This is a genomic window from Megasphaera hominis, assembly GCF_014269395.1.
GTDB classification, from domain to species: Bacteria; Bacillota; Negativicutes; order Veillonellales; family Megasphaeraceae; genus Megasphaera; species Megasphaera hominis.
Map to the genome: position 1 here is coordinate 15,166 of NZ_JACOGK010000027.1, position 25,502 is coordinate 40,667.

23 protein-coding genes and 1 tRNA gene are annotated in these 25,502 nt (G+C 52.6%); 10 read left to right on the forward strand and 14 right to left on the reverse strand.

Annotation, left to right across the window (positions count from 1 at the left end; all coding sequences use genetic code 11):
* Positions 1-21 precede the first annotated feature (21 nt).
* The 3 genes from H8J70_RS09215 to H8J70_RS09225 are packed head-to-tail and all read right to left on the reverse strand — an operon-like array spanning position 22 to position 3,325.
* Positions 22-1,563 carry an ABC transporter substrate-binding protein gene (locus H8J70_RS09215; RefSeq protein WP_186503804.1) on the reverse strand — a complete coding sequence of 514 codons (1,542 nt, stop codon included), beginning with the start codon at positions 1,561-1,563 and terminating at the stop codon, positions 22-24.
* A 4-nt stretch (positions 1,564-1,567) separates the two neighbouring features.
* Entirely contained in the window at positions 1,568-2,383 is an 816-nt protein-coding gene (locus tag H8J70_RS09220) for an ABC transporter permease (protein ID WP_186503806.1), read from the reverse strand.
* A 3-nt stretch (positions 2,384-2,386) separates the two neighbouring features.
* Positions 2,387-3,325, reverse strand: a complete 939-nt coding sequence (locus tag H8J70_RS09225) for an ABC transporter permease (protein WP_186503807.1) — start codon at positions 3,323-3,325, stop codon at positions 2,387-2,389.
* A 227-nt stretch (positions 3,326-3,552) separates the two neighbouring features.
* On the opposite strand from H8J70_RS09225, the gene H8J70_RS09230 reads away from it, so the two are divergent.
* The 3 genes from H8J70_RS09230 (at position 3,553) to H8J70_RS09240 (ending at position 6,131) form a co-directional block, all read left to right on the forward strand.
* On the forward strand, positions 3,553-4,296 hold the full coding sequence (locus H8J70_RS09230; protein WP_186503808.1) for a class I SAM-dependent methyltransferase: 744 nt from the start codon (positions 3,553-3,555) through the stop codon (positions 4,294-4,296).
* An 83-nt stretch (positions 4,297-4,379) separates the two neighbouring features.
* Positions 4,380-5,369, forward strand: a complete 990-nt coding sequence (locus H8J70_RS09235) for a metal-sensing transcriptional repressor (RefSeq protein WP_186503812.1) — start codon at positions 4,380-4,382, stop codon at positions 5,367-5,369.
* Between the two features lie 9 nt (positions 5,370-5,378).
* Positions 5,379-6,131: a class I SAM-dependent methyltransferase gene (locus H8J70_RS09240; protein ID WP_186503813.1), complete on the forward strand. Its 753-nt coding sequence runs from the start codon at positions 5,379-5,381 to the stop codon at positions 6,129-6,131.
* A gap of 55 nt (positions 6,132-6,186) precedes the next feature.
* Here H8J70_RS09240 and H8J70_RS09245 read toward each other — a convergent pair whose 3' ends face one another.
* Positions 6,187-6,822, reverse strand: a complete 636-nt coding sequence (locus H8J70_RS09245) for a flavodoxin family protein (protein ID WP_186503814.1) — start codon at positions 6,820-6,822, stop codon at positions 6,187-6,189.
* Between the two features lie 148 nt (positions 6,823-6,970).
* Here H8J70_RS09245 and H8J70_RS09250 point away from each other — a divergent pair, with 148 nt between their 5' ends.
* Complete coding sequence (locus tag H8J70_RS09250; RefSeq protein ID WP_186503819.1) at positions 6,971-7,693, forward strand: macro domain-containing protein; 723 nt, start codon at positions 6,971-6,973, stop codon at positions 7,691-7,693.
* Between the two features lie 12 nt (positions 7,694-7,705).
* Complete coding sequence (locus H8J70_RS09255; RefSeq protein ID WP_186503822.1) at positions 7,706-8,509, forward strand: CpXC domain-containing protein; 804 nt, start codon at positions 7,706-7,708, stop codon at positions 8,507-8,509.
* Between the two features lie 58 nt (positions 8,510-8,567).
* Here the strand turns inward: H8J70_RS09255 and H8J70_RS09260 are convergent, their stop codons facing one another.
* The 7 genes from H8J70_RS09260 to murQ form a co-directional block, all read right to left on the reverse strand.
* Positions 8,568-9,686: a 3'-5' exonuclease family protein gene (locus H8J70_RS09260; protein ID WP_186503824.1), complete on the reverse strand. Its 1,119-nt coding sequence runs from the start codon at positions 9,684-9,686 to the stop codon at positions 8,568-8,570.
* Between the two features lie 47 nt (positions 9,687-9,733).
* The gene (locus H8J70_RS09265; RefSeq protein ID WP_186503826.1) at positions 9,734-10,600 is read right to left on the reverse strand and encodes an NYN domain-containing protein; all 867 of its coding nucleotides are present in this window, start codon (positions 10,598-10,600) and stop codon (positions 9,734-9,736) included.
* Positions 10,601-10,776: 176 nt separating this feature from the next.
* A complete protein-coding gene (locus H8J70_RS09270; RefSeq protein ID WP_186503828.1) occupies positions 10,777-11,871 on the reverse strand; it encodes a M48 family metallopeptidase in 1,095 nt (364 codons plus the stop codon).
* Between the two features lie 139 nt (positions 11,872-12,010).
* Positions 12,011-12,964 (reverse strand): 2-hydroxyacid dehydrogenase, encoded by a 954-nt coding sequence (locus H8J70_RS09275; protein ID WP_186503830.1) that lies wholly within the window; start codon positions 12,962-12,964, stop codon positions 12,011-12,013.
* 100 nt (positions 12,965-13,064) lie between these two features.
* On the reverse strand, positions 13,065-14,147 hold the full coding sequence (locus H8J70_RS09280; protein WP_186503832.1) for a MupG family TIM beta-alpha barrel fold protein: 1,083 nt from the start codon (positions 14,145-14,147) through the stop codon (positions 13,065-13,067).
* Positions 14,144-15,529: a PTS transporter subunit EIIC gene (locus H8J70_RS09285; protein ID WP_186503834.1), complete on the reverse strand. Its 1,386-nt coding sequence runs from the start codon at positions 15,527-15,529 to the stop codon at positions 14,144-14,146. The genes H8J70_RS09280 and H8J70_RS09285 overlap by 4 nt, the downstream gene beginning before the upstream one ends.
* Complete coding sequence (gene murQ, locus H8J70_RS09290; RefSeq protein WP_186503836.1) at positions 15,519-16,442, reverse strand: N-acetylmuramic acid 6-phosphate etherase; 924 nt, start codon at positions 16,440-16,442, stop codon at positions 15,519-15,521. Before murQ ends, H8J70_RS09285 begins: the two co-directional genes overlap by 11 nt.
* Positions 16,443-16,590: 148 nt before the next feature.
* Here murQ and H8J70_RS09295 point away from each other — a divergent pair.
* From H8J70_RS09295 to gmhA, 4 genes are all read left to right on the forward strand, one after another.
* Positions 16,591-16,667, forward strand: a tRNA-Arg gene (locus H8J70_RS09295).
* 64 nt (positions 16,668-16,731) lie between these two features.
* Positions 16,732-18,093 (forward strand): FAD-dependent oxidoreductase, encoded by a 1,362-nt coding sequence (locus tag H8J70_RS09300; protein ID WP_186503838.1) that lies wholly within the window; start codon positions 16,732-16,734, stop codon positions 18,091-18,093.
* 25 nt (positions 18,094-18,118) lie between these two features.
* Positions 18,119-18,682 (forward strand): beta-class carbonic anhydrase, encoded by a 564-nt coding sequence (locus tag H8J70_RS09305; protein WP_186503840.1) that lies wholly within the window; start codon positions 18,119-18,121, stop codon positions 18,680-18,682.
* A gap of 13 nt (positions 18,683-18,695) precedes the next feature.
* Positions 18,696-19,253, forward strand: a complete 558-nt coding sequence (gene gmhA / locus H8J70_RS09310; protein WP_186503847.1) for a D-sedoheptulose 7-phosphate isomerase — start codon at positions 18,696-18,698, stop codon at positions 19,251-19,253.
* A 71-nt stretch (positions 19,254-19,324) separates the two neighbouring features.
* Here gmhA and H8J70_RS09315 read toward each other — a convergent pair whose 3' ends face one another.
* From H8J70_RS09315 to H8J70_RS09325, 3 genes are read right to left on the reverse strand one after another with little or no spacing between them, the layout of a single operon-like run.
* Positions 19,325-19,969 carry a lactate utilization protein gene (locus H8J70_RS09315; protein WP_186503841.1) on the reverse strand — a complete coding sequence of 215 codons (645 nt, stop codon included), beginning with the start codon at positions 19,967-19,969 and terminating at the stop codon, positions 19,325-19,327.
* 43 nt (positions 19,970-20,012) lie between these two features.
* Positions 20,013-20,657 carry a lactate utilization protein gene (locus H8J70_RS09320; protein WP_186503843.1) on the reverse strand — a complete coding sequence of 215 codons (645 nt, stop codon included), beginning with the start codon at positions 20,655-20,657 and terminating at the stop codon, positions 20,013-20,015.
* A gap of 12 nt (positions 20,658-20,669) precedes the next feature.
* Positions 20,670-21,326: a tetratricopeptide repeat protein gene (locus H8J70_RS09325; RefSeq protein ID WP_186503845.1), complete on the reverse strand. Its 657-nt coding sequence runs from the start codon at positions 21,324-21,326 to the stop codon at positions 20,670-20,672.
* Between the two features lie 391 nt (positions 21,327-21,717).
* Here H8J70_RS09325 and nifJ point away from each other — a divergent pair, with 391 nt between their 5' ends.
* Positions 21,718-25,251, forward strand: coding sequence for a pyruvate:ferredoxin (flavodoxin) oxidoreductase (gene nifJ / locus H8J70_RS09330; protein WP_288298662.1), 3,534 nt, complete (start codon positions 21,718-21,720; stop codon positions 25,249-25,251).
* Positions 25,252-25,502: the final 251 nt, after the last annotated feature.

Here is a 25,502-nt window from a genome sequence, read left to right on the forward strand (position 1 = left end):
AAAAGATACCTCGTTCTTCTATTAGTGTATATCGAGTTCCGGTGTGATTTCATAATAATCGCACGGATGAGGTGCAAAGCCGGTTACATTCTTTTTCATGACGACGCTCATCTTGAGAAAGGATGCGTAGAAAACGGCATCGTCGTTGACAATTTGCTGGCCTATTTCCCGGGCCAGGCGGAACCGTTCCTGCCGGTCAAAGGTATTGTTCAGGCGGTCGATGAGCGCATCGGATACGGGACTGCTGTAATGGCCGTTGTTGTAAGGCTGGCCGGAATAGATCTTGCTCATGAAATAATAACCCGGATCGCCTGTCGGTGCCGTAACGATGGCCTGGGCGTAAATGTCGTAGGCACCGCGCTTGAGGAAATCCTTGTAGTTATCCGTAGCGTTGACGTCTACTTTGATACCGGCCTTTTTCAGGGATGCCTGGGCGTATTCTGCTAAAAGGGGCAGCTCCTGCCGTGATGTATACGTGAGCCAGCGGAGGGTCAGGGGCTGGCCGTCTTTGGTTACGTAGCCGTCCCTATCCGTATGGGTGTAGCCTGCTTCACGCAGGAGCTCCTTTGCCCGCTCCAGATCATAGGCCGGCCCTTGGACGCCCTGGCCGAAGGGGAATGTATCCGGGAACGGCCCGGCCGCAACGAGGCCGTTTCCCCGCAAGAGGACGGAGACGAAGTTATCCTTGTCAATGGCCAGACAAATGGCCTGTCGCACGCGCTGGTCCTGCAGGGCCGGTGTGTCATAGTTCATGGCAGCCTGATAGACACGGCTCGTAGGTGACGAAAGAATCCGGTAAGCACCATTCTTTTCAAAGGCCGGTAAGCTGGCATAGGGCAGGCCTTGTACGGCATCGAGCTCGCCGCTTTGCATCGCCAGGGTGAGGGTATTGCCGTCGGGAATACTGTAGACTAGGACTTCGTCCAGCTTGGGCTTTACAGGGCCCCAATAGTTTTCATTCTTTACGAGATGCAGTCCCTGGTCATCGACGCGAACGGCCTTGTACGGACCGGTGCCGATGGCAATGCGGTCGTGGATGCCGGCGTCGACATCGATGATGGCGCTATAGGGATCGGCCAGATAATTGATGAAGTCCGGCATCTTCTCATGGGAGCGGATAGTGAGTGTCTGGCCGTCTGCCGTCATGGCGTCGATCTTCAGATCATGAGGCGCCCGGTCGTTGCGGGCCAGAAGATCCTCCAGACAGGCTTTGACGGCCTCTCCGGTCATCTTCTTGCCGTTAGAAAAGACGACATCGTCGCGGAGCTTGATTTTGATGGTATAGTCGTCGACCTGCTCGTAAGACCGGGCCAGCCAGGGACGAAGGCCCATTTGGTCGTCGAATTTAAAGAGCGTTTCGCCGACACCGTAGCGGACGGTGCTCCAGCCGCAATACGTATCGTGCGGATCCGTACTGGCATTTTGCATGGCCGGACCATAGGCCATGGTGCCGTAATGAAAGACCTTCCCCGTTGCCGCCGGCGCCGTTACGGTGCCGCAGCCGTTTAAGGAAAAGACCAGCAGCAGAGCTACGGGCAAGGCGAGTAATTGTTTTAGTTTCATCGTCTCACCTCACCAGCTTCGTATCAAAGAAATCACGCAGGGAATCGGCCAAGAGCTGGAAGAGGGCAACCGTAATGACGATGGCTGCGCCGGGGACGAAGACCGTCCAAGGTGCGGTCTGCATGTAGAGGCGGGAGCTGCTCATCATGGAGCCCCACTCCGCAGCCGGCGGCGCGGCGCCGAGGCCGAGGAAAGAAAGACCGGCAATTTCCGTAATGATCGTACCCAAATCGAGGGCGGCCGTAATGAAGACCGGTCCGATTACTTCCGGCAAAATCTGCTGAAAGAGGATTTGCCCTGTCGTAAAGCCGCTCATTTGGGCGGCTTCGATATAGTATTCCCGGCGCAAGGGGCTGACGAGATTGCGCACGAGGCGCGTGTATTTGGGCCACGTGACAGCGGTGATAGCAGCGGCAGCATTAAAGGTGCCGCCACCGAGGATGCCCGCTACGGCAATGGCAAAGACCATGGTGGGAAAGGAAAGAAAAATATCGGCCAGCCGTAACAGACAGGTTACGGCCTTTCCCTGCCTGTAGCCGCAAAAGAGACCGATACAGGAGCCAATGAGGGCTGAAAGGAGCGCCACGGCAAGGGCCGTAATGATGGTCAGTTTGGCCCCGGCCAGCGTGCGGGCGAGCAGATCACGGCCGTAGACATCCGTTCCCAGCCAGTGCTGGAAACTGGGGCCCTGAAGCGCCAGGGACAGGTGCTGTTCATAGGGCGAATAGTGTAATATATACTCGGCCAGGCAGGAAGCGATGAGGCCCAAAAGGATGAGGCCCAGAAGCAGCGTTATTTTTTTTCTTTTATGAGACGCCATGGGTCAATCCTCCTTCTTTCGTAGTGTCAGGCGCGGGTCTACATAGGCGCAGATGATGTCGGCGGCCAGGTTAAAGAGTACGTACAGGGCAGACATCCAAATCATATAGGCCTGGATAATGGGATAATCGCGCAGCATAATGGCATCGACGGCGAGTTTGCCTACACCATCCCAAAGGAAAATCGTTTCGACGATGGCTGACCCGCCCAGCAGAGACGCTGCCGACAGGGCCAAGAGCGCCAAAAGCGGCGCTGCTACAGCACGGAACACATAGTGCGTGAGTACATAATGATACGGCAGGCCCCGGCAGAGGAGTGCCTGGACGTATTCTTTACTCAATTCATCCAAGAGGAGCGCCCGGATTTGCCGCAAGTACTTAGCTGTCATGGCGAAGGCCAGCGGCAGGGCCGGCAATAAGGGTGAGCGGTCAGCTGTCGGCGTGAGAAAAGAAAAGAAATGCCACTTGACAGCAAAAAAATATAACAGGATAAGGGCAAAGAGAAAATCAGGCAGGGCATTGCCTGTAAACGATAAGAGCCGGGCGAGCTGATCCCAAATGCTGCCTTTACGGATTGCCGCCAGTGTCCCTAAGGGCAACGAGATGAGGAGAGTCAGAAATAAAGCCAAGAGCATGAGTTCCAGTGTGGCCGGCAGCTTGCTGAGCATGGTAGTACTTACGGGCAGGCTGGTGACGAAGGACTGTCCCATATCGCCGTGCAGTACCTGCCAAAGCCAATGGCAATATTGTGTAAAGAACCCTTGATCCAGCCCCAGGGCGGCCCGTTTCGCTGCGGCGGCTGCAGCATTGGCACCACTTTGCTGTTCATAGAGCACATCGACCGTATCGGTTACGGCCAGATGCATGAGCAAAAAGGAAATAAAGGTTACGCCAAAGACGATGGGGATCAGTTGCAGCAGTCGCCTGCCTATATATTTTCCCATAAAAGAGGAGCTCCTTCCCGTGTAAGTCATATGGTTATTATACGGCATAGCGGCTAAAAATGATAAGCCTGGGTGGGGGATGCAGGGAGAAAATAAAGGAAAAATAATTTCTCTTTCCATGCGTGTATGCCCCCATAGGGGATAGCGCAGCTATACCAGATTAGGTATACTTTTACTAAAGACTTCAGTACGATAAAGAAATAGCGAGTTTTGAGGAGGCAGTACCCATGGAACAGCTTAACGAATGGATTCAGGATTATTGGAACCGGCGCAGCCGGGCTTTCAGCTCCGTACGGCAGCAGGAACTGGCCAGCAGTGACGCCCTGGCGTGGCAACGCTATATTCAGCAGTTTTTACCAGCCGGCCGGCGGCTTCGGATTCTTGATATTGGTACCGGTCCGGGGTTTCTGGCGATTCTCATGGCCCGCTGCGGTCATACCGTGACGGCTGTTGATTCTTCCACCGGAATGATTGAAGAAGCCTGCCGTAATGCGGCCGCTTTCGGTGCAAACGTAGATTTTCACGTTGCCGATGCCCTGGCACTGCCTTTTGCTGACGATCAGTTTGATCTTATCCTGTCCCGCAACCTGACGTGGAATCTGCCTGATGTAACAGCAGCCTATACGGAATGGTACCGCGTATTGTGCCCCGGCGGGTTGCTTCTTAATTTCGATGCCAACTATGGACCGGTACATTTCACGGCCGCTGCCGAGGAAGAAGAAAACGTGCATCATACCATCGATATGGCCTTGTTACGCGAATGTGATGATCTGAAGGATGCACTGCAGATCAGCAAGGAATGCCGCCCTGCATGGGATTTGTGCTGTGTAGAGTCCATTGGCTTCAAGAACTGTGGCTATACACGGGATATTCGTCCCTTCGTCCATACCTCGCCTGACATGAAGTATGATATGGCACCTCTCTTTTGTCTCCATGGCCGTAAGGAGGCAGCCGACCAGGCTGCTCATTAATGGCCGCGGTCTTTCCATTGACAGTTTTCTCGTACACCCGTATCATAAACAGTGAGACTATAGGAAAACGGTAGGGAAAAGATATGGATAAAGAGCACGTATTTTTTGAAAACTATGCGGAAACGTGGGACCGGGACCGGAAAGAAAATCCGGAAATCCTGCGTACGCTTATGCACTTGTCCGGCCTGGCAAAGGGCGCCTCTGTGCTCGACGTAGGCTGCGGTACCGGTATATTGATACCGTATCTGCAAGAGGCTGTAGGCCCGGAAGGGCGGCTTGAGGAGCTGGACTATTCGCGGCAAATGCTGGCCAAGGCAAAAGAAAAATTTGCTTCGAAAAAGGGCATTGTGTATACAGAAAAGGATGTTTTAAAGTATAAGATGGCCGGCCAGACCTATGATGCGGCTGTGTGTCTTAATTTTTATCCGCACGTAGCACACCACAAAGAAGTATTTATTAAAAAGATGGCCGAAGCGCTCAAGCCGGGCGGCATGCTGCTGCTCATGCACGATATGCCGCGCCGCCGTGTCAACGGCCTGCAAAAACAGGCGCCGGAAGAACCACATACAGGTGTACTGCCGCCTGTGGATATTTTGGCTAACCTCTTGATCAGTGCCGGCTTGTCCATCGTCGTCGCCATGGATACGGACGAATTTTATTTTGTAAAAGCTGTGAAACGGCTGGATATGCCCTATGACCAGTATCCGCCTTTAACGACACGCGAGCTGGATGGGGATCCGGCTCCGGACGCACGCCACGCCGCCCTGCATGCCCAGGGTATAGCCCACGCGCACACGCCGGGACATCACCATAGCCATACGCAGACCCGCATGGTCATGAACCGTCTGGCCCGCATCAGCGGTCATATAGAAGCCATTAAACGCATGGTCGATGAAGGCCGGGACTGCAGCGATATCCTGATCCAGCTTTCTGCTGTCGATTCGGCTTTGGTCAGTGTGGGCAAGGTCATCCTGCGGGATCATATCGATCACTGCATCGTCGATGCCGTACGGGACAACGACCTGGAGGCCGTGGAAAATTTAAAGAAAGCCATCAGTACCTTTATTAAGTAGGAGATGCGTATGGAATTATCAAATCAGGCCGGTGCCGTAGGCAAGCGCTGGGATTTTTGTGCCAGCGGCTACGACGGCATCGTACAGGAAGAGCTTCAGTCCCAGGCCGCGGTCTGGCAATCCATTTTGCTCGCTCAGGCGCCGCAGAAACAGGGGTCCCTGCTCGATATCGGTACGGGTCCGGGCTTTTTTTCTATCCTCATGGCGCAGGCCGGCTGGGATGTAACCGGTGTGGACTGTTCGGCGGCTATGGTAGAAACAGCGGCAGAAAACGCAAAAAAAGCAGGCGTAAGAGCCCGCTTTTTGCAAAAGGATATTCATGCCCTCGATTTTCCAGACCATTCCTTTGATTATCTGGTGAGCCGCAACGTGACGTGGATTCTCTATGATCCGGAAAAGGCCTTTGCCGAATGGCGGCGTGTATTGAAACCGGGCGGTCGCCTCTTGTATTTTGATGCGAACTGGTATTATCGCAGGAGTGAAGCCGAACGGCAGGCCATTGCACGGGACGAAGAGGAATACCGGAAAACGTATGGCCCGCCGGTTGATACGTATAGCGGTGATGCGGCTACAGAGGCGTCCTTTCAGGAAACCTTATTTTTCCATAGCCACAGCCGGCCTGAATGGGACCGGACTCATTTAGGGCCCTTGGGCTTTACGCACATCCGGATTACGCCGCGCCTGAATGAACAGGTATATACACCACCTTATAAGCTGCTCTTCCGTTCAATTCCCCTGTTTATGGTACAGGCTGATGTGTAGCAGCTGCTATGAAACTGAAAAAAGACGCTATGCCCAGGCATAACGTCTTTTTGTATTAGCGGATGAAATTGGTAAATACTTTTTTGGCGGGACCCTTTTCTTCTACGAAGGGCTTGCCGGCAGCCAATACCTTGAGGAGCCAGGCCATGTTTTGTCCGAGAACCTGCATGATCTGCATGCCTTCACCGTCAAGCGTTACTTCGCCGGCTTTGGTGCCATAAGCGACATTCCAGTAGTTCGATGTAGGAATGATCATTTCCGAGTAGGTGAGGAAATTGTTGAGCTGGTCAAAGACGGGAATACCACCGGCACGACGGTCGGCTACGACACTGGCGCCGACTTTATGGCGGAAGAGGCCGTTATTGGAAGAGGCTACGTAGAAGGCCCGGTCCAGGAACGATTTCATCGTGCCGCCAATGGCCGAGAAGTGGGTAGGCGAACCTAACAGAATGCCGTCGGCCTCTTTGATCTTTTGAATCCATTCGTTGACGGGGTCATCGTGCATGACGCAGCGTTCATCCCGATTGCGGGCGCAGCCATTACAGGCCATACAGCCGCGGATCACTTTATTGCCTACTGTAATGATTTCTGTTTCAATGCCGGCTGCTTCCAGTTCTGTTGTTACCGTATGCAGGGCTTCATAGGTATTTCCTTTTTCGTGGGGACTACCATTAAATGCTACTACTTTCATTACCTTACCTCCTTAGGGATAATAGGTTTATCATACCGTTTACGAACTATTCTGTAAAGTACTTACTTTTTAGATACTATGCAGGACAGGTACTGTTTTGTGATATAATATTTCTAAAAGTTTGTTCTGCCAAAGGAAGTGTGATACTATGGAATTACGTGTAGTCTGCGGTGATATAACTACCTGGAAATGCGATGCTATTGTGAATTCTGCCAGTGAAAGCCTGCTCGGTGACAGTGCGTTGGATATGCGTATTCATCAGGCCGGGGGCCTTTCCTTCCGTTCTGCCTGTAGCAGCTTAGGCGGCTGCCAGGAGGGCAAAGCCGTTTTGACCTATGGCTATGACCTGCCGGCACGGTACGTCATTCATACAGTACCACCGTACTGGCGCGGCGGTGCGTATCAGGAAGAGGCCCTCCTCTTATCGTGCTATCGCTCTTGCTTGGCCTTGGCAACGGCTAAACAGATGCAGTACGTAGCTTTTTCGCCTATCGGCATCGAAGACAAACGCATCCCGCCTAACCGGGCAGCGGCTGTTGCCATTCCCGTCCTGGTAGGAGCCGGCGCAGCCCTGCAGCGGATCGATTTGGTTTGTGAAACGGCAAAGACTCTCCGTGCCTACACGAAGGCGGCTGTGTATTTTTGGCTGCAAAAGGTAAGTGATATACAGGCAGCGGGACCGGAAACGATCTGGAAAGAAGCCCTCCTGGCCTTGACAGTCCTGCGCCCGGCAGGTGACAATAGTCCGGACCGGCAGGCAGACCGCCTGGTATCCGTACGGCAGGTCCTGCAAGCCTATAAGGCACGTCCTGCGAGCATCGTTGCGCTCGAAGAAACGGCCGCTAAGATAATGGAAATATACGAGACGTGAAGGAGATATATCATGACAGAACAACGCAGTGGTACCGACTCTGTTACGCTGCAGCTGACCTGTCCTGCCTGTGGCGGACAAGGCGCATTTGCGACGTGGAACTGTATCGACGGTACAAGAACACCGGAGTTGCGGCAGCGGCTGCTGCACGATGAAAACTTATTTTTTTATACCTGCCCCCAGTGCGGAGCCAAAATCCATGTAGAAACGACGTGCCTCTATATTGACAGGGAACGCCACTTTATGGTTTGGCACGTGCCCGATCCCAAGACTGCTGTCAGCCTGGGCGACGTATACCGGTATCTCGGCGAAGCCGATTTTTCTGCCTATCGCTGCCGTTCGGCCCTGACCTGGGGTGAATGGCGGGAAAAAATCCTGGAGCTGGAAAGTGGCTTTGACGACCGTATGTATGAAATTATCAAATACAGCGCCTACCAGCTGTTGAAACCGGATCAGCAAAAGCAGCTGCCCCTGGAAATGTACCATATCGATTACGCCAAAGACGACGGCAACGCTGCAGACCTGGCCCTGGTCTTCATGGAAGAAGAGAAGAAAGGCCAAGGCTATGTGTATGCTGTGACGGCAAAGCTCCTCACGATGACGCAGGAGCTCTACTTGCCACTGCTTCAAAAGGTGACGCCCCATGCCGGCGAAGGGAAATTTGAACGCTTCAGCTACGCTTGGGCCGGCTCCTTCATGAAATATGTCCTGGCGGCTATTCAGCAGCCTAATCAGGCCGAATACCGGCGCCTGGTAACGTATTGGCTGGAAACGTTGGGACAAGAAGTATTCCATGCAGATTTGACGAAAAAGTAAAAAAGCGCTTGACCGGTTACCTGGGCATAGAGCCTGCAGGGCCTGGTCAAGCGCTTTTCTATTTGTTTGGTTTATCAATCATACTGAAGGCAATAAAGCCTGTTTTTCCCGTGTAGACGCCTTCAATGATCTTAATGGGGACAAAGCCGTTTCCCCGGGTGCTGCCGGTTACCTCAATATGGGTGACCTGGGAAAACAGTATGACCCGGTGGTTCTGGATCATAGCCTGAATCTTATTGGCATCGCGGTCTTTGGCGGCGGCAATAAACAGGCTGATGTCTTTATCATCGAGTACGACATACGTACCCTGCTGCACCGTATAGGTTGCCCCTAGCTTGAAATTAGGCAGTGGTTTCTTTTCCTTCTGTAAGGTTTCCGTCGTAGAGTAGGAAGAGAAATCGACATGGTTTTTCTGGGCCTGTGCATGGCGGTAGCCGTAATAGGCAAAGAGGCAGAGGGTAATACAGAGAATGGGGATCAGGCTGATGCGGCTGGCATTAGCCAGTCTGGCGCCTAAGGTCAGGGGTTCTGCCTCGTCCTCATCGGGATCCGGCTTTTCCGGCTCTCTGGGGACGGATAAGCGCAAGGCTCCGGCGAGAACCATAGACAGGGGAACGCCGTAGCCACTGGCCGGATAGAGATGCTGCAAGCGGTCTAAGGCACACGTACAGGCGACGGCCCGGCTGGCGGCGTTATCCAGGTCGGCCGATAAACGCAGGCGGTGAACGATCGAAAGAAAGGAAACGTTGCCTAAGCTGGGCAAGTACGTCAGGGCCAAAAAATGGAGATCCCGGATATACATTTCCGGCAGGAAAAAAGAACCTCCTGACGTTTCATAACTGCTCTTAAGAATTTCCAGCATGGCTTCTGCGTCATAAAAGGCGAGGACGTCGCCTTTTAACAAGGGCAGAATGTTTTGGTCCCACACCGTCGCAAAGGACGGACTGTCTGCCACCATGGCAGCTGTTACCTTACGGCTCTTGCTGAAGTCCTCTGTTGGTGGTTTTACCAGATAGGAAACGCTTTGGGCTTGCGTTTGGCCGATCCAGGCCAGGGCAATGCGGCAAATGCTGTTGTGATTTTCGTTGGCTAGATCGGCAGTAATGGCAATGGCCGAATTATTACGACGCTCGATAATGGATTGCAGTGCTGCCTGGGTCTTGGTTTCTTCGTTCATAAGGAAGATCCTTTCCCGCGGTTCCGGCGACTACGGCAACCGGGTGCTCAAGGTTTATTTGTCCGCTTGCGGGGACGTAACGACGGCGCATGATGATGGCGGTGCACCGGTTTTAGTTTGAAATAATTATGCTTTACCGTTTTATTTTTGTCGTCTGTAATGGTATTTACTTCAAAAATATCCAGAGACTCAATAAAAGGAACGAATTTTTTGTAACCGAAGTTACGGACATCAAAATCAGAAAACTGTTTGGTCAGCAGATTTCCTAAGGTACCTGAGAAAATCCAGCCGTTATCGTCGGAGTTTTCTTCGGTCAGTTTGATCAGGGCCTGGCGGATCGTGCGGAAATTCTTTCCTGACGTTTTTTCTGATTTGACCGGTTCTTCAACAGCCGGGCTGGGGACAACGGTTTCGCCGGCAGTGGCCGGCTTGGCTTCGCTTACTTCCGGTTCTGTATTTTCTGCTTCGTTTTCGGCTTCTTCCAATAATACGTCCAAATACAGGAACTTGTTGCAAGCCGAGATAAAAGACCGGGGCGTCTTGCTTTCTCCCATGCCTAATACATATTTCTGCGATTCCCTGAGGCGGGAAGCTAACCGGGTAAAATCACTGTCGGAAGAAACGATACAGAACCCGTCCAGGGTATTTTTGTACAAGAGATCCATGGCGTCAATAATCAAGGCAGAATCGGTGGAATTTTTTCCTGTCGTATTGCTGTATTGCTGAATCGGCTGGATGGCATTGTTCAAAATCGTCGTTTTCCACGAGGCCATCTGCGGGGTCGTCCAGTTTCCATAAATGCGTTTGTATATGACGTCGCCCAGGTTGTTGGCTTCGGACAGAATGACATCTACGTATTTTGTCGAAATATTTTCGGCGTCGATGAGCACAGCTAATTTCATTTCTTGATTCATAATGATAGTTCCTCCTATGCAATTATTCTATCATGTAATGTAATAAACGTGAAGTTCCGGAACCGGCCAGTTTAGGCAAAATTTTTTCTTTCCCTGTGTCATAGGCAGAAACTGTGTGAACAAGAAAAGCGCCGGCAGAGCGACACGGGGCTGCTCTGCCGGCGGCAGAAATACGGCTATAATAGTTTTTTCAGGTTAGCTGTCACGGCAGACGGATTGGCTACAGGTGCCAGGTCCATAATAGGCTGCTGGCCGATGCAGAGAATGTTGCTGCTGTTGACGTAGACGCTGTTGGCACTCGGTTTCTTGTTGGTATGGTAGACGGCAGCGAGGTTCCCGGCAATGAGGTAGGCCTGTTCCTTGCCGCTCATGGAGGAAATGTCCTTAGGCTGATAGAAATCCTTGCCGTGCAGGGTGATCATGCCCGTGTCCGTATTGACGGCGACGACCTTGTTGCTCCATTTGGTAATGTCTTCGCTGTATGTATCGCGGCGGCTGACCGTTGTCGGATGATCGTTAAAGAGTTCCATGACGCCGCTCGTTTTGACATTGCTGCCCTGATCGAGAAAACGCTGCCACAGGGCTGCACCGCCACCGATGTTGTAGCCGGCCTGAACGGCATAGTTGAAAGCCAGGGCATCGGCTTCTTTTTCCATGGGTTTCGTGATCAGGTTGGCCGTACCGATCTGGTTCAAAATCGCCGAGCCGAGCTGGGCTGCGCCGCCGCCGGAGCCGTAAATAGAGGCTAAGAGGTCAAGAGGCATGCGTTTCTTGACGCCGCTAATGGCATGATTCTTTTGACCGTGTCCCATTTCGTGGGCCAGGACAAAGGCCACTTCATTTTCGTTGTAGTTGAGCGGCGCAAAGAGGCCGATATTGACACTCATATTATGGCCGATCGTGCAGAACGCGTTAAAGCTCGTATCGTTATTGACAAAATAATTGTAGGGCTTTTTCAGGATCGATGGATCGCTCTTGGCGATGGCGGCAGACAGGCGGTTCATGACCCGCGCCGTCATGGCATTGGCTGCAGGATCCGAATTGACGCCGTACTTTTCCTTGACCTGGTCCATATAGGCGTTACGGCCTTCGTTATCCAAATAGCTAAGCTGCTTGTTCAACTGGACGTAGTACGCACCGGCTGACGCGATGGTACCAATGGTGCTCAGATCAATGGCCTGGACGGGCATGGTCGCAGGTACCGGCGCAAAGGCAAAACCCAGGGCTGCCAGGGCTGCCAGCGCCGCTTTTTTCGTACGTGTAATGAGCATACTATCCTCCCCCTTTACTAAACAATATATATGCTTATTATACCATAATCCGGCCTATAAATGATCTGTTATAAGGGCGGAAGAGAAAAAAATAAGGCCCCGGAAGAGGTCCGGGGCCTGGTAACGGCTGCGTATGAGGTTATTGGCTGACGACATTGATAGGTGTGCCGGCAAAGAAAGAACGGATATCGTCGTGAATGATTCCTAAGAGACGCTGCCGTGTTTCCTGGCCTTTCCAGCCCATGTGCGGTGTGAGGATGACGTTTTCCAGCGTATAGAGCGGATTCGTGCCGGCTGGCGGTTCCGTTTCCTGCACATCCAGGCCGGCGCCGGCAATACGGTGGTGCTGTAAGGCATCGATCAGGGCCGCTTCATCGATGAGGGCCCCGCGGGACGTATTGATGAGGAACGCCGCCGGCTTCATGAGTGCCAGCCGTTCTTTATTGATCAGGTGACGGGTCTGATCGTTTAACGGGCAATGCAGGGTGACGTAATCACTCTGGCGCAGGACGGTTTCCAAATCTGTGTAGGTAATATGGTCTTCGTTTTGCCGTGGTGTACGCGTATAGACGAGAATTTCCATATCGAGGGCCCAGGCTACCTTCATGACTTCCTTGCCGATATGGCCGGCACCGATGACGCCCAGGGTCTTGCCATTTACTTCGTAATGCGGTACCTGCAGGCATTTTGTGAAATTTGTACGATCACCGCGCTGCAGCATGGCCAGCTGTACCTGCAGTGTCGACGATAAGGCCAGGAGCAGCATAATTGCCGTATGAGCGACACGCTGTGTGCTATAGGCCGGGATGTTGCAGACTGTAATACCTTTTTCCTTGGCTGCGTCAAGCGGTATATTGTTATAGCCTGTACCGGCTTCAACGATGAGGCGGACCGATTCCGGGAATTGGCGTACCAAATCGGCCGGTAATACCATTTCCTTTGTTACGATAGCAGCAGCTCCTGCGATGCGGGGCAGGACGTCGGCTAAGGTACTGTCTTCATAAATGACCGTGTCCTCTGAGAGGATGGAAAAATCGATGCGGCCGTCATAGTTTACTTTGCCGGCATTAAGAACAACTACTTTTGTGTTCACTAGGGTCACTCCCTTCAGAATGTATATGTTATATACATATAGTATACGTGTGCAGCCGGGGAAACACAAGGACGAACGTAGCCGGCAACGGCAGCCTGCCTTAGTTGCTGAGGACCAGACGGAATTTGCTGCCCGGCCGGATATACGACAAGAGAAAACGGTCTTCCTCTAGAATGACGGCGGCTTTATTCGTGCGTCCATCGCCGTCCTGATCCACAAGACTGATCTGTACTTCGCCCTTGTAGCGGCCATAGCCATCGTTATCGACGGTTACATCGCCACAGGTAATGGCGATACCGGCCGTTTCATCAGGCCTGATGGCCTGGCCCTTGGAAAGGATACGGCTTTCCTGTGCGCGGATGGCGTCAGCGGCCGGATCGAGACGGGACGTAAGGGTCGTACTGAGGAGATCCTGGATGAAGGGATCGTGGCTTATCAGGCGGGCCCGCAAGACGATGCAGCCCTTTTCTTCGCGGCCGCTGGCGGCCAAAGCAGTAAGCTCTGCCAAGGAAGGGCCATCGTCACCAATGAAGAGCGAGTCTGTGCCCAGGGCGATGGCGTGACGGCCCGCTTGTTCTACGGTCATGGTGCGATGTTTTTCCAGTGTCGGCAGGCCGGCGTGAAAGGGCGCCCGGCGGCCGCTTTGGCTGGGGATGAAGAGGCCCGTCCGGATTTTTTCTCCCTGCAGCCATTGGTTTTGCCGTTGTACATAGTCTTCTCCCAGGCCCGTGTGAGGCCGGGGGTAAAAATTATGCAGGCTGTCGAGCCGGTGAAAATCGGCGCCGGCGGCACGCAAGGCGGCCAGATCTGACGGCCGCAGGGTAGAGGCGTTTAGCTGTACGCCCATGAAGTGGCTGAAGAAGGCAATCTTACGCACGTCGAACCCGTAGTCGAAGCGGGCTGTCGTAATACCCAAATCCAGCAAGGCCTTGGGCGTCAGGGCGGGCAGTTCAAGAAGACGTGCCGCGGCTGGAGAAATATCGGCAATGACATCGAGGTCATAGTGCCGTGCCGTCTGCAGGAGGCCGGCCATTTCCTCTTGCAGGACAACCGTATTGCTTTCCGGAATATGCAAGGACGTAAAGACACGGTCTATACCGAGCTCTGCGGCTTTTACGAGGAGCGCTTTGTTTTCGGCGGCCGTCCGGTCCAGGCCGGGATAGAGGGAAATACCTGTTCTCATAGGAGTGCATCCTCCTTTGGATCGTCAAAGCCAATAAACCACGTCGCAATAAACCCTGTCAGATAGGCAACGCACAGGCCACACAGGTAAACGGCAATATGATCCGTGCTGGCTGCCAGGGGCAGTCCTGAAATACCCAGGGCCGACGCACCGACCATATAGGCAGCCTGGACGGCACCGCCACAGGCACCACCGATACAGGCGCCGATAAAGGGCTTGCCCAAGGGCAGGGTAACGCCGTAAATGAGAGGTTCGCCGACACCCATGAGGCCAATGGGCAGGGCCGAAGCAATGGTGCGCCGCAGGGCCTTGTTTTTGGTCTTTAGATATACGGCCGCAGCCGCTCCTACCTGGCCGCCACCGGCCATGGCCAGGACGGGCAGGAGAATGGTCACGCCGTAGCGCGAGAGAAGCTCGGCGTGAATCGGCGTCAGTCCCTGATGGATACCCAGCATGACCATGGGCAGGAAGGTACCGCCCAGGATAAAGCCTGTCAGGGCACCGCCGCGGCCAATGGATTCGGTTGCCGCGTAGCCAATGCCTTCAGAGAGGAAGCCGCCGACGGGCTGACAAATACAGAGGGCGACAGCCGTGGAAATGACGACGACGAGAAACGGAGTGAGAAAGAGATCGAACGTGTCGGGAATGAGCCGGTGCAGCTTCTTTTCCAGCCACGACGAGAAAAGGACGACGAGGATGACGGCAATAATGCCGCCCCGGCCGGGGACGAGGGGCTCGTGGAAGAGCGTAATGTTGGCTAAAGCCGGGTGGGACAGGATAGCCGCCATGACACCGCCCAGCATGGGAGCACCGCCAAAGACGCGAGCTGCATTGATGCCGACAAAGATGTTGAGGCCCCAGAAGGCGGCGTTGCCGGCTACGGCCAAAACTTGAACTGCCGGCCACGCGGCCAACTCCGGAGCGGCCTTTAAGAACACGTTGAGGAGGCCCGTAATGAGACCACAGGCAATAAAGGCGGGAATGATGGGGACGAAGATCTGGGCGATCTTTTTTAAGGCATTTTTGGCCGGCGTGGCATTTTTCTGGCGGATTGCCTCATGCAGGGCCTGGCCATCGCCGACGCTGGCCCGGGCAGCCAGGTCCGATACGGTCGCAGCAGGACCGTTTTTTCGTTCTGCCTCCAAAAGGGCAAGAAATTCCTGCGTCACCTGGGCGGCCTTACCCGGACCGAGGACGATTTGCCATTCATCGCCGGCCTTGTTGATGCCCATGACGCCACGCAGGCGGCCTAAGTCGGCCTTCGTGAAATGTTCGTCCACTACCTGCAGGCGCAGGCGGGTCATGCAGTGATAGGCCTGCGTAATATTGTCAGCAGGGCCGGTAATTTCATAAATCTGCCGGGCCAGTTCTTTATAGTCCATGGGCGCCGTCCTTTCCGTCCGGAGGCAGCACCTTGTCGATGTAACCACCGGCCTTGGCTAACAGCGAAGCAGCTGCCGCTGCCGGTACCTCGAGAAGCACCATGACAATGGCCGTTTTTGCTTGTCCCTGGCTGGCTTCGAGGGCTGTAAGGGCTGTATCTTCCGTGCAGCCTGTAGCCGCCATGACGATGCGGCAGGCCCGGTCTTCGAGCTTCTGGTTAGACGCTTTTACGTCGACCATGAGGTTACCGTATACCTTGCCTAAGCGGATCATCGTGCCTGTAGATAACATATTTAAAATCATTTTTTGGGCCGTCCCGGCTTTAAGGCGCGTAGAGCCGGTAATGATTTCCGGCCCCGGCAGGACACAAAGGTCTATGTCGGCACAGCTGCCCAGATGGGAGTGGGGCGAGCAATCGAGGGCAATGGTGGCAGCACCGACACTGCGGGCGTAGTGGAGGCCGCCAATGGCGTAGGGCGTACGGCCCGAGGCGCTGAGCGCGACGACGACATCGCAGGCTGCGAGGCGTTTGTTTTCCAGGTCGCGCTGGCCCAGATATTCGGAATCTTCAGCTCCTTCCTGGGCGGTAAACATGGCTGCCTGACCGCCGGCAATCAGCCCCTGTACCAATTCCGGAGCAGTAGAAAAGGTAGGCGGGCATTCGGCTGCATCGAGGACACCCAGACGGCCGGACGTGCCGGAACCCATGTAGAACAGACGCCCGCCCTTTTTGAGACGTGCTGTAATCACGTCAATAGCCCGGGCGATATCCGGAAGAATCTGTTGGACGGCTATGGCGACATGACTGTCCTCTTCATTCATCATGCGTACCATTTCCAGGGTAGATACATGATCGATGTGTGTGGTACGGTCATTGCGTTGTTCTGTTGCAAGTCGTGATAAGTTAAGCATAGGATACCTTCTTTTTTTGTGAATTATGTACATTATACGGCATGACCGGAGTGGTGACAACGGCCGCGAGAAGGGGCGGAAAGAATGATTTACATTTAGCTTTTTTTATGGTAGTATGAGAACGTACACCTTTTTGGTGTACTGCTGTGCGCCCATAGCTCAGCTGGATAGAGCAGCAGTTTCCTAAACTGCGTGTCGGATGTTCGAGTCATCTTGGGCGCACCATTTTTTTTATTGTACCTCATATTTTATTGTATAGATACTCCATAAGGAAGGGCGGTCGCTTTGCATGCCAGAAACAGATAAGCCATTAGCTTTTTTTCATGATGAACCTATTCGGGATACGGATTTAACCTTCTCAGAAGCTGTTACAGAAGCACGACGGTGCCTCAATTGCCGTGTACCACAATGCCGTAAGGGTTGTCCCATAGAAAATGAAATTCCTCAGTTTATTCATGAGCTTACGACAGGCAATCTTGGCGCGGCCGCTGCACATATATATCATCGTAGTGATTTGCCGGCCCTGTGCGGCCGTATCTGTCCGCGGGAAGCGCAGTGTGAAGGCGCCTGTATCCTGAATAAAAAGGGACAGCCCGTACAAATTGGCAAATTGGAACGCTTTGTAGCCGATGCAGCCATGGATGCAGGTCTTTTACCCCAAAAGGCAAGCAAAAAGAGCAATGGCCGTATCGCCGTTATCGGCAGCGGTCCTGCCGGCCTGGCAGCAGCCCGCACGCTGGCCCAGAAGGATTACGACGTGACGGTTTTTGAAGCGGCCTCCCAGCCCGGTGGTACGATGACCTATGGTATCCCTACGTTCCGTTTGCATAAAGAACTCATTCTGCGTGAAGTGGCAGCGTTAGAACGTCTGGGCGTTTCCTTCCAGTACGGCAAAAAACTGGGGGAAAAGGAAGATCTTGCACTCCTGTTCCAGGAAGGCTATGAAGCCGTATTTATTGCCGTAGGGACCATGGAATGCTGGAAACTCGATATTGAAAATGACCAGCTCGACGGTGTCATCGATGCAGCCCAGTTCCTGCGCCAGGTAGAACAGGTGCAGTTAGGGGAATTTGCGCTGCAGGACCTGCCGGTTCAGGCTGGCGACCGCGTCGTCGTTGTCGGCGCCGGCAACGTTGCCATTGATGCGGCCCGTACGGCCCAGCGCTTACAGGCAGACGTACAGGTTGTCTACCGCCGGGGCCCGAAAAATATGAAATGCCTGCCGTCGGAATATGAAGAGGCCAAGGAAGATGGCGTTACCTTCCGGTTCTATGCGGCCCCGCGGGCCGTTGTCGGGACTGATCATGTAGAAGGCCTGCAGTATGAAGAACAGGAAGTCCTTGAAGATGCTACGATGGTACCGACAGGGAAATTTGGCACCGTACAGGCTGATAAAATCATTGCCGCTATTGGCAATAAGCCGGAAACGTCTGTCATCCGTCACTTTGGCGTCGATACGGACCGGGACGGATATATCGTGACGGCAGAAAGACCGTACAGCATGACCAGCATGGCCGGTGTTTTTGCTGCCGGCGACATCGTGCACAAACCGCAGACCGTCGTCCTGGCTATGCGCGAAGGACGCAAGGTGGCTGACAGCATAGACGCATATATTCAGGCAAAACGCTTATTGTCCGGCATTTCACAGTAAGTATTCTCTGAAGGAGGCGAACGTCGTGTCAGATTTAGTGTCATACATAAAGGAAGCAAACCATACCTTTGTTACCGACCACGCAGCAAGCGGAATTACGGAGCTCAGTAAATATCCGGCCCGCAAGCTGGCTGTATTAGCCTGCATGGATGCGCGGCTCCTGTATTTGCTGGAACCGGCTCTGGGCCTCAAACGGGGCGATGCCAATATCATTAAAGTAGCAGGCAATACGGCAGGCCGTGGCTTTGACAGTGTCATTGGCAGTCTCATGGTGGCCGTATATGAACTGCACGTAGAGGACATTCTCGTCATAGGACATGACGATTGTGGTATGCTGCATACGACGTCAGCCAGCTTGTGTGAAAAAATGGCGGCAGCAGGTATTCCGGCCGCCGTCATCGAAGAGCTGGAACCGCGGCTCATGGCTTGGGCCGATCCTGTCTGTGATAGCGAAGAAAGCGTCCGGGTAGCTGTACGGCAGCTGCAAAAGAACCCCTACCTGCCCGATACGGTGCGCTTCCACGGTGCTGTCATCCGTCCTGATACGGGAGACGTGCGCTTTATTGTCGAAAATGCTGAAAAAAAGTGAGGCTGATTTAGTGATGAGCATAGTGAAAGAACGTATGGCAGACCATGCAGCCGTGCTGGCTGCGACAGAAAGCCTGATTCCGGATATTGAAAAAGCAGGCGCCCTCGTCCGGGATGCCCTGGCTCAGGGTCATAAACTGCTCTTTTGTGGCAACGGCGGCAGTGCTGCCGATTCCCAGCATTTGGCAGCCGAAATTGTCGGCCGCTTTCAAAAGGAACGGTGCAGCTTGCCGGCTATTGCGCTTACCGTAGATACGTCGGTTCTGACTGCTGTAGCCAACGATTATGGCTACGATACGGTATTCAGCCGTCAAGTAGAAGGCCTGGGCCAGGCCGGTGATATTCTCATCGGCATTTCTACGTCAGGGAACAGCAAAAACGTCGTCGCTGCTATAGAACTAGCCAAGCGCAAGGGCCTGAAGGTAATCGGACTTACCGGCGCTGGCGGTGGCAAGATGGCAGAGCTGTGTGATATTTGCCTGGCTGTACCGGCGCAGGTTACGGCACGGATTCAGGAAATGCATATTATGATCGGCCATATCCTCTGCGAAATAGCAGAAGAAGCCTATTGATCGGTATATAAAAAGAAGGACTGCGAAACGCTTGCGCGTTCACAGTCCTTCTTTTTATATACAGGCAAGCCTTAGAAGCCGAGGTTTTCCCCGACGAGGATAATCTTGATCCGGCCTTTGGGGCCGCTGTTGCGGCGCGTGCGGACGAATTGGTTGCAAATGCTCTGCGGGCTCAGGCAGTCAGCGCACATGCCGTTTACCTTGCACGGCGTCTGCATGTCAAAGCGCTGGGCATTGATGGGAGCGGCTGTAGAACGGGCCCGGGCAATGGCTGCCTCGAGGGTCGGTTCTACCTTATTCATACCGGCGATGATGATGACCTGGCGTGGACCGAACATGAGGGCTGCCAGGCGGTTGCCGTTGCCGTCAATGTTGAAAAGCTGGCCATCTTCTGTGGCGGCATTGGTGCTCATAATAAAGGTGTCACAGGTCAGGCCCTGGCGCATAATTTCAACGCGTTCAGCCGGCGTTTTGGCTGTATCCCGGTCGATGACGGGATTGTGTTTTTTTACATACTCCTGCAAGCCGATTTCAGCAATCGAGACGGAACCACCCCAGGATACGACATCCGTCGCAGGAATTAAGGAAATAGCCTTTTCCAGTGCTTCTTCCACTGTGGGACAGTAGTAGGCTTCAAAATTGCGCTTTTCAAAATTCTTGACCACAGCCGGGCCCTTTTTGTCATACATCACATGCATCATATCAGAACGATCCATTGGTCATTCCTCCTTTTATAATATACGGCATTATAGAATACCGTTAAAAACCGATATTTTCACCTACTAAAATGACTTTAATGCGGCCGGCAGGATTGCAGGCCCGTGTGCGCAGAATCTGGCGGCATACTGTACTCTGGCTCTTACAGTCGCCACACATGCCGGTGACATAGCACGGCGTCTGGGAACCGGCAAAGCGGTTGATATTAATGGCTGACGCCGTAGAGCGAGCCCGGGCAAAGGCCGTTTCCAGCGTCGTTTCCAGCTTGTTCATGCCGACAATAACCAGCACCTGCTTCGGCCCGTAGGCAAGGGCTGCTACGCGGTTGCCGTTGCCATCGATATTGAGCAGTTCCCCTGTTTCCACGGCGGCGTTGGTGCCCATGATGAAGGTGTCGCAGAGAAGGGCCTGGCGCATAATTTCAGCCCGTTCTGCCGGTGTTTTCGCCGTATCCCGGTCAATCACCTGGTAGTGTTCCAATACGTAAGGCCGCAGGCCTATGTCGTTGATCGAGCTGGAGCCGCCCCAAGAGACGACATGTTCCGGCGGGATCAGGGAAAGCGCCAGCTTCAGCGCCTCTTCCACAGTGGGACAGTACCACGCAGCAAAGCCTCGCTTTTCGAAGTTTTTGGCTACAGCCGGTCCCTTTTTGTCATACATGACGTGCATCATATCAGATCTGTCCATGTTACTGCCTCCTTATTGGATGATTAATTTTTTAAATTCCGGATCGCTACGGATTTTATCGAAGTGTGATTGGTTTTGTGCGGCCTGGCGTACATTTTCAGGGTCTAAAGCTACGGCCTGCTTCAGATAGGAAACGGCTTCCTTGGCTTTTCCCTGGTCACCGTAAATTGTGGCAATTCCGTAATAGCTCCACGTATTATCCGGTTCCTTGGCAATGACTTTTTGGAACCAGGCGATGGCTTCGTCATATTGCTTGTCAATCTTGAGGGCCAAAGCCAGGTCGTAATAGGCAGGCACGTACTCCGGTGCTATCTGCAGGGCTTGGCGGACACAGGCAATGCTTTGTTTGACTTCGTTGTCATTACTGCCGTTACCCTGCATGACCAAGGCGATGCCCTTACCGGAAAGGGCCTTGTAATTTTTGCTATCGGCGGCCAGTGCTTTATCATACAAGGCAATGGCCTGATCGTAATGAAATTGATTATATGCTGCCAGGCCCTGCTGAAAGAGCATTTCCGAGTCGGCGTTAATAGCCGGTGGTGCTGCTGGCGCTGCCACTGCTGGCGGGGCTTCTTTTTCTGTAGCTGCCGGCTGGGACGCAGGGCCGCAGCCACCGAGAAAGAGACAGCAACAGACGAGGGCAGAGAAAAGTTGTATAGGTTTTACCATAGTACCTCACAATGATACAGAAAAATGACGGGTTATACTTTATACAAATCATATTATACTATCTGTTTTATTATTTTTACAGAGGAAGGGCGGCATATAGAGAATTTTACGCCTTTGTATTTCAAAAAGTTCTTGAAAGGTATATGTCTAGTCTATAAAGTATACCGAAAAGGGATGATTTAAATAGGATTCTTGTATGCATATATCGCAATAGAGTATAATGAAGATTACTATTTACGCAATTGAATTGCAAAAAAAAATAACCTTGCTATAATGAAGATAGAGAGATTAAACGTTTAAATTAAGCTCTAGTTATTTTTTTTGTTATGTAGTTTATAAAATTAAATCACTCTCATATTATCCCAACTTATTTTTAAGGAGATGTTTAAAAGTGAGCAAAAAATTGATGAAAACTATGGATGGCAACGAAGCAGCTGCATACGTATCGTATGCGCTTACAGAAGTTGCAACAATTTTCCCAATTACCCCGTCTTCTCCTATGCCGGAACACGTTGATGTTTGGGCTTCTCACGGTATGAAAAACCTCTTTGGCCAGCCTGTCCGGGTCATGGAAATGCAGGCTGAAGCAGGCGCTATCGGCGCGCTGCACGGCGTTGTCGAAGCCGGTTCTTTGGGCACGTCCTATACGGCTTCCCAGGGCCTCATGCTGATGATCCCTGTTATGCACCGTATTGCTGCTACGTGCAAACCGGCTGTCCTTCACGTAGCTGCCCGTTCTGTAGGCTCTCACGCCCTTTCCATTTTTGGTGACCATTCGGACGTCATGGGCTGTCGTAATACCGGTTGGGGCATGCTCTGCAGCGGCAGTGTGCAGGAAGTCATGGATTTGGCCGGCGTAGCTCATTTGTCGGCCATTAAAGCCAGCCTGCCAATGCTTCATTTCTTTGATGGTTTCCGTACATCCCACGAAATTCAAAAAGTCGAAGTCATGCCGCATGAAGAATTAGGCAAACTCCTCGATCGTGATGCTCTCTACAAATTTAAACATGAAGGCCTCAATCCGGACCGTCCGTCCTTGCGCGGCGGCGTTAACAACCCGGATATCTTCTTCCAGAACCGTGAAGCTGTTAACTCGTACTATGATAAACTTCCGGATATCGTTCAGGATTACATGGACAAGATCAGCGAATATACGGGCCGTTCGTACAAGCTGTTTAACTATTATGGCGCTCCTGATGCGGAATACGTCATCATCGCCATGGGCTCCGTTACCGGCGCTATTCAGGAATGCATCGATGTCATGACGGCCGAAGGCGCTAAAGTCGGCTATCTCCAGGTACACCTCTATCGTCCGTTCTCGCTGAAACACTTCTTTGCGTCCTTGCCGAAGACGGTAAAACGCATTGCTGTTCTCGACCGCACGAAAGAACCGGGTGCTATTGGCGAACCGCTTTATGAAGATGTCTGCACAGCCTTCCAGAATTCTGACCGCACGGCCATGATTATTGCCGGCCGCTATGGCTTGTCCTCTAAGGACGTTCCGCCGTCCCATATTAAATCTGTATTTGTACACCTCATGAGCGATACGCCGAAGGAACACTTCACGGTTGGTATCGAAGATGACGTTACGAACCTGTCCATTCCTCTCGTACCGATGGACTTCAAGACCGAAGGCATCGTCAGCTGCAAGTTCTGGGGCTTTGGCTCTGACGGTACGGTTGGCGCCAACAAGAACTCCATCAAGATCATCGGCGATAACACGGACCAGTACGTACAGGCTTATTTTGAATACGATACGAAGAAATCCGGTGGCGTAACAAAATCGCATCTGCGTTTTGGTAACGTACCTATCCGGTCTACCTATTATGTAAAATCGGCTGATTTCGTTGCCTGCCACAAAGAAGCCTATATTCAGGATTACGATATTGTCGGCGAAATTAAAGATGGCGGTATCTTCCTCCTCAACTGCAGCTGGAGCGTAGATGACCTGGATAAACACCTGAAAGCCAGCGTCAAACGCCAGATTGCGCAGAAACATATTTCCTTCTACATTATCGATGCCACGAAGATTGCTATGGAAATCGGCTTGGGCAATCGTACCAATACGGTCCTGCAGGCAGCTTTCTTCAAGCTTGCAAACATCATTCCTATTGATGATGCCGTGAAGTACATGAAAGATGCCATCGTCAAGACCTATTCGGCTAAGGGTGAAAAGATCGTCAACATGAACTGCGAAGCCGTAGAACGCGGTGTATCCGGTGTTGTTGAAGTCAAGGTTCCGGCTGCCTGGGCAGATGCCAAGGATGAAGCTGTAGCCGATACGGGCAAGGACCTGCCTGATTTCGTCAAGAAGATCTGCGTTCCTTCGAACCTCCAGAAAGGCGACGATCTGCCGGTCAGCGAATTCCTGCCCTATGCAAATGGCGACTATCCGATTGGCAGTGCAGCCTATGAAAAACGTGGTATTGCTGTCAACGTTCCTGTCTGGAATGTAACGAAGTGCGTACAGTGTAACCAGTGCTCCATGGTATGTCCTCATGCTGCTATCCGTCCGTACCTCTTAGATGAAGCCGAAGTAAAAGCTGCTCCGGAAGACTTTGTAACAAAGAAAGCCGTTGGCAAAGGCCTGGAAAATTATCAGTTCCGCATTCAGGTTTCCCCGCTCGACTGCTATAGCTGCGGCACCTGCATCAAGACTTGCCCGGTACAGGCTCTTGACTATGAACCGCTCGATACACAGCGTAAAGAAGCTGCTAACTGGGATTATGCACAGACCTTGAGCTTCAAAGACACCGGTCTTGATAAGTTCAGCGTTAAAGGCAGCCAGTTCAATAAACCGTATCTCGAATTCTCCGGCGCTTGCGCAGGCTGCGGTGAAACATCGTACGTCAAGATGCTCACACAGCTCTTCGGCGACCGTATGCTCATTGCTACACCGGCTGGTTGTATGCAGGCTTGGGCAGCCGCTCTGCCGTGCGTACCTTGGTCTAAGGATGCCAACGGTCATGGTACAGCCTGGACGAACTCCCTCTTTGAAGATAATGGCGAATTCGGCTTTGGTCTCTACCTGTCCCTGCATCAGCAGCGCGAAGATATTAAGAACCACCTGGAAACATTGGCAGGCCTGATCGATGAAGGCACGCTGAAGGAAGCTGTCAAAGCATGGCTCGATTCCTATGGCTGCCATAACGAAGGCGAAACGACGAAACAGATCAGCGCTAACCTGATTGCTGAACTGGAAAAAGCACAGCTCGCCGGCCAGGCTGGTGAAGAAGTGAAGTATCTCGTAGCTCATAAAGAACACATTGCCAAGAAGACCGTTTGGATCGTCGGCGGCGATGGCTGGGCATATGATATCGGTTATGGCGGTCTCGATCACGTCATGGCTACGACAGAAAACTTCAACGTTCTCGTTATCGATAACGAAGTGTATGCTAATACAGGCGGCCAGTCCTCGAAGGCTACGCCGAAGGGTGCTGTGGCACAGTTCGCAGCAGCCGGCCGCCGGACGAATAAGAAAGACCTGGGCCGCATCATGATCGGCTATGGTCACATCTACGTTGCTTCCGTTTCCATGGGCGCTAACCCGGCACAGATGCTGAAAGCCATGAAGGAAGCCGAAGCCTATGATGGCCCGTCCATCGTCCTGGCGTACAGCCCGTGCATCAACCACGGCCTGGTTAAAGGCATGAGCACAGCCCAGATCGAAGAAAAAAACGCTGTCGAATGTGGCTACTGGCCGCTCTATCGCTACAACCCGGCACTGGAAGCAGAAGGCAAGAATCCGTTCAGCCTCGATTCCAAAGAACCGAATGGCAAATATCGTGAATTCCTTATGGGTGAAACACGCTATGCTGCCCTGACACGTACCTTCCCTGAAGTAGCAGATCAGCTCTTTACGGATGCAGAAGCTGCTGCCATGCGGAGATATAAATTCTATAAGAGAATGGCTGAAGAATATTAAGTCGTTACAGGCTTCAAAAAAAGGGGCTGTGAAATAACACAGACCCAAATAACAAAGGAGGTCCACCGACTCTTTCGAGTCAGCGGACCTCCTTTTGTGGTAAAATTTACATAACCAATGAAAAATTCAACCACTAATTATTCTAAACCAAAACAGGCAATTTTGCCACTATATATTTCAGATTTTCTGGATATTTGCGATCCGGTGTTGGTTTTCAACAGATTCATGGAGGGAATCAACTTGGAGAAGTA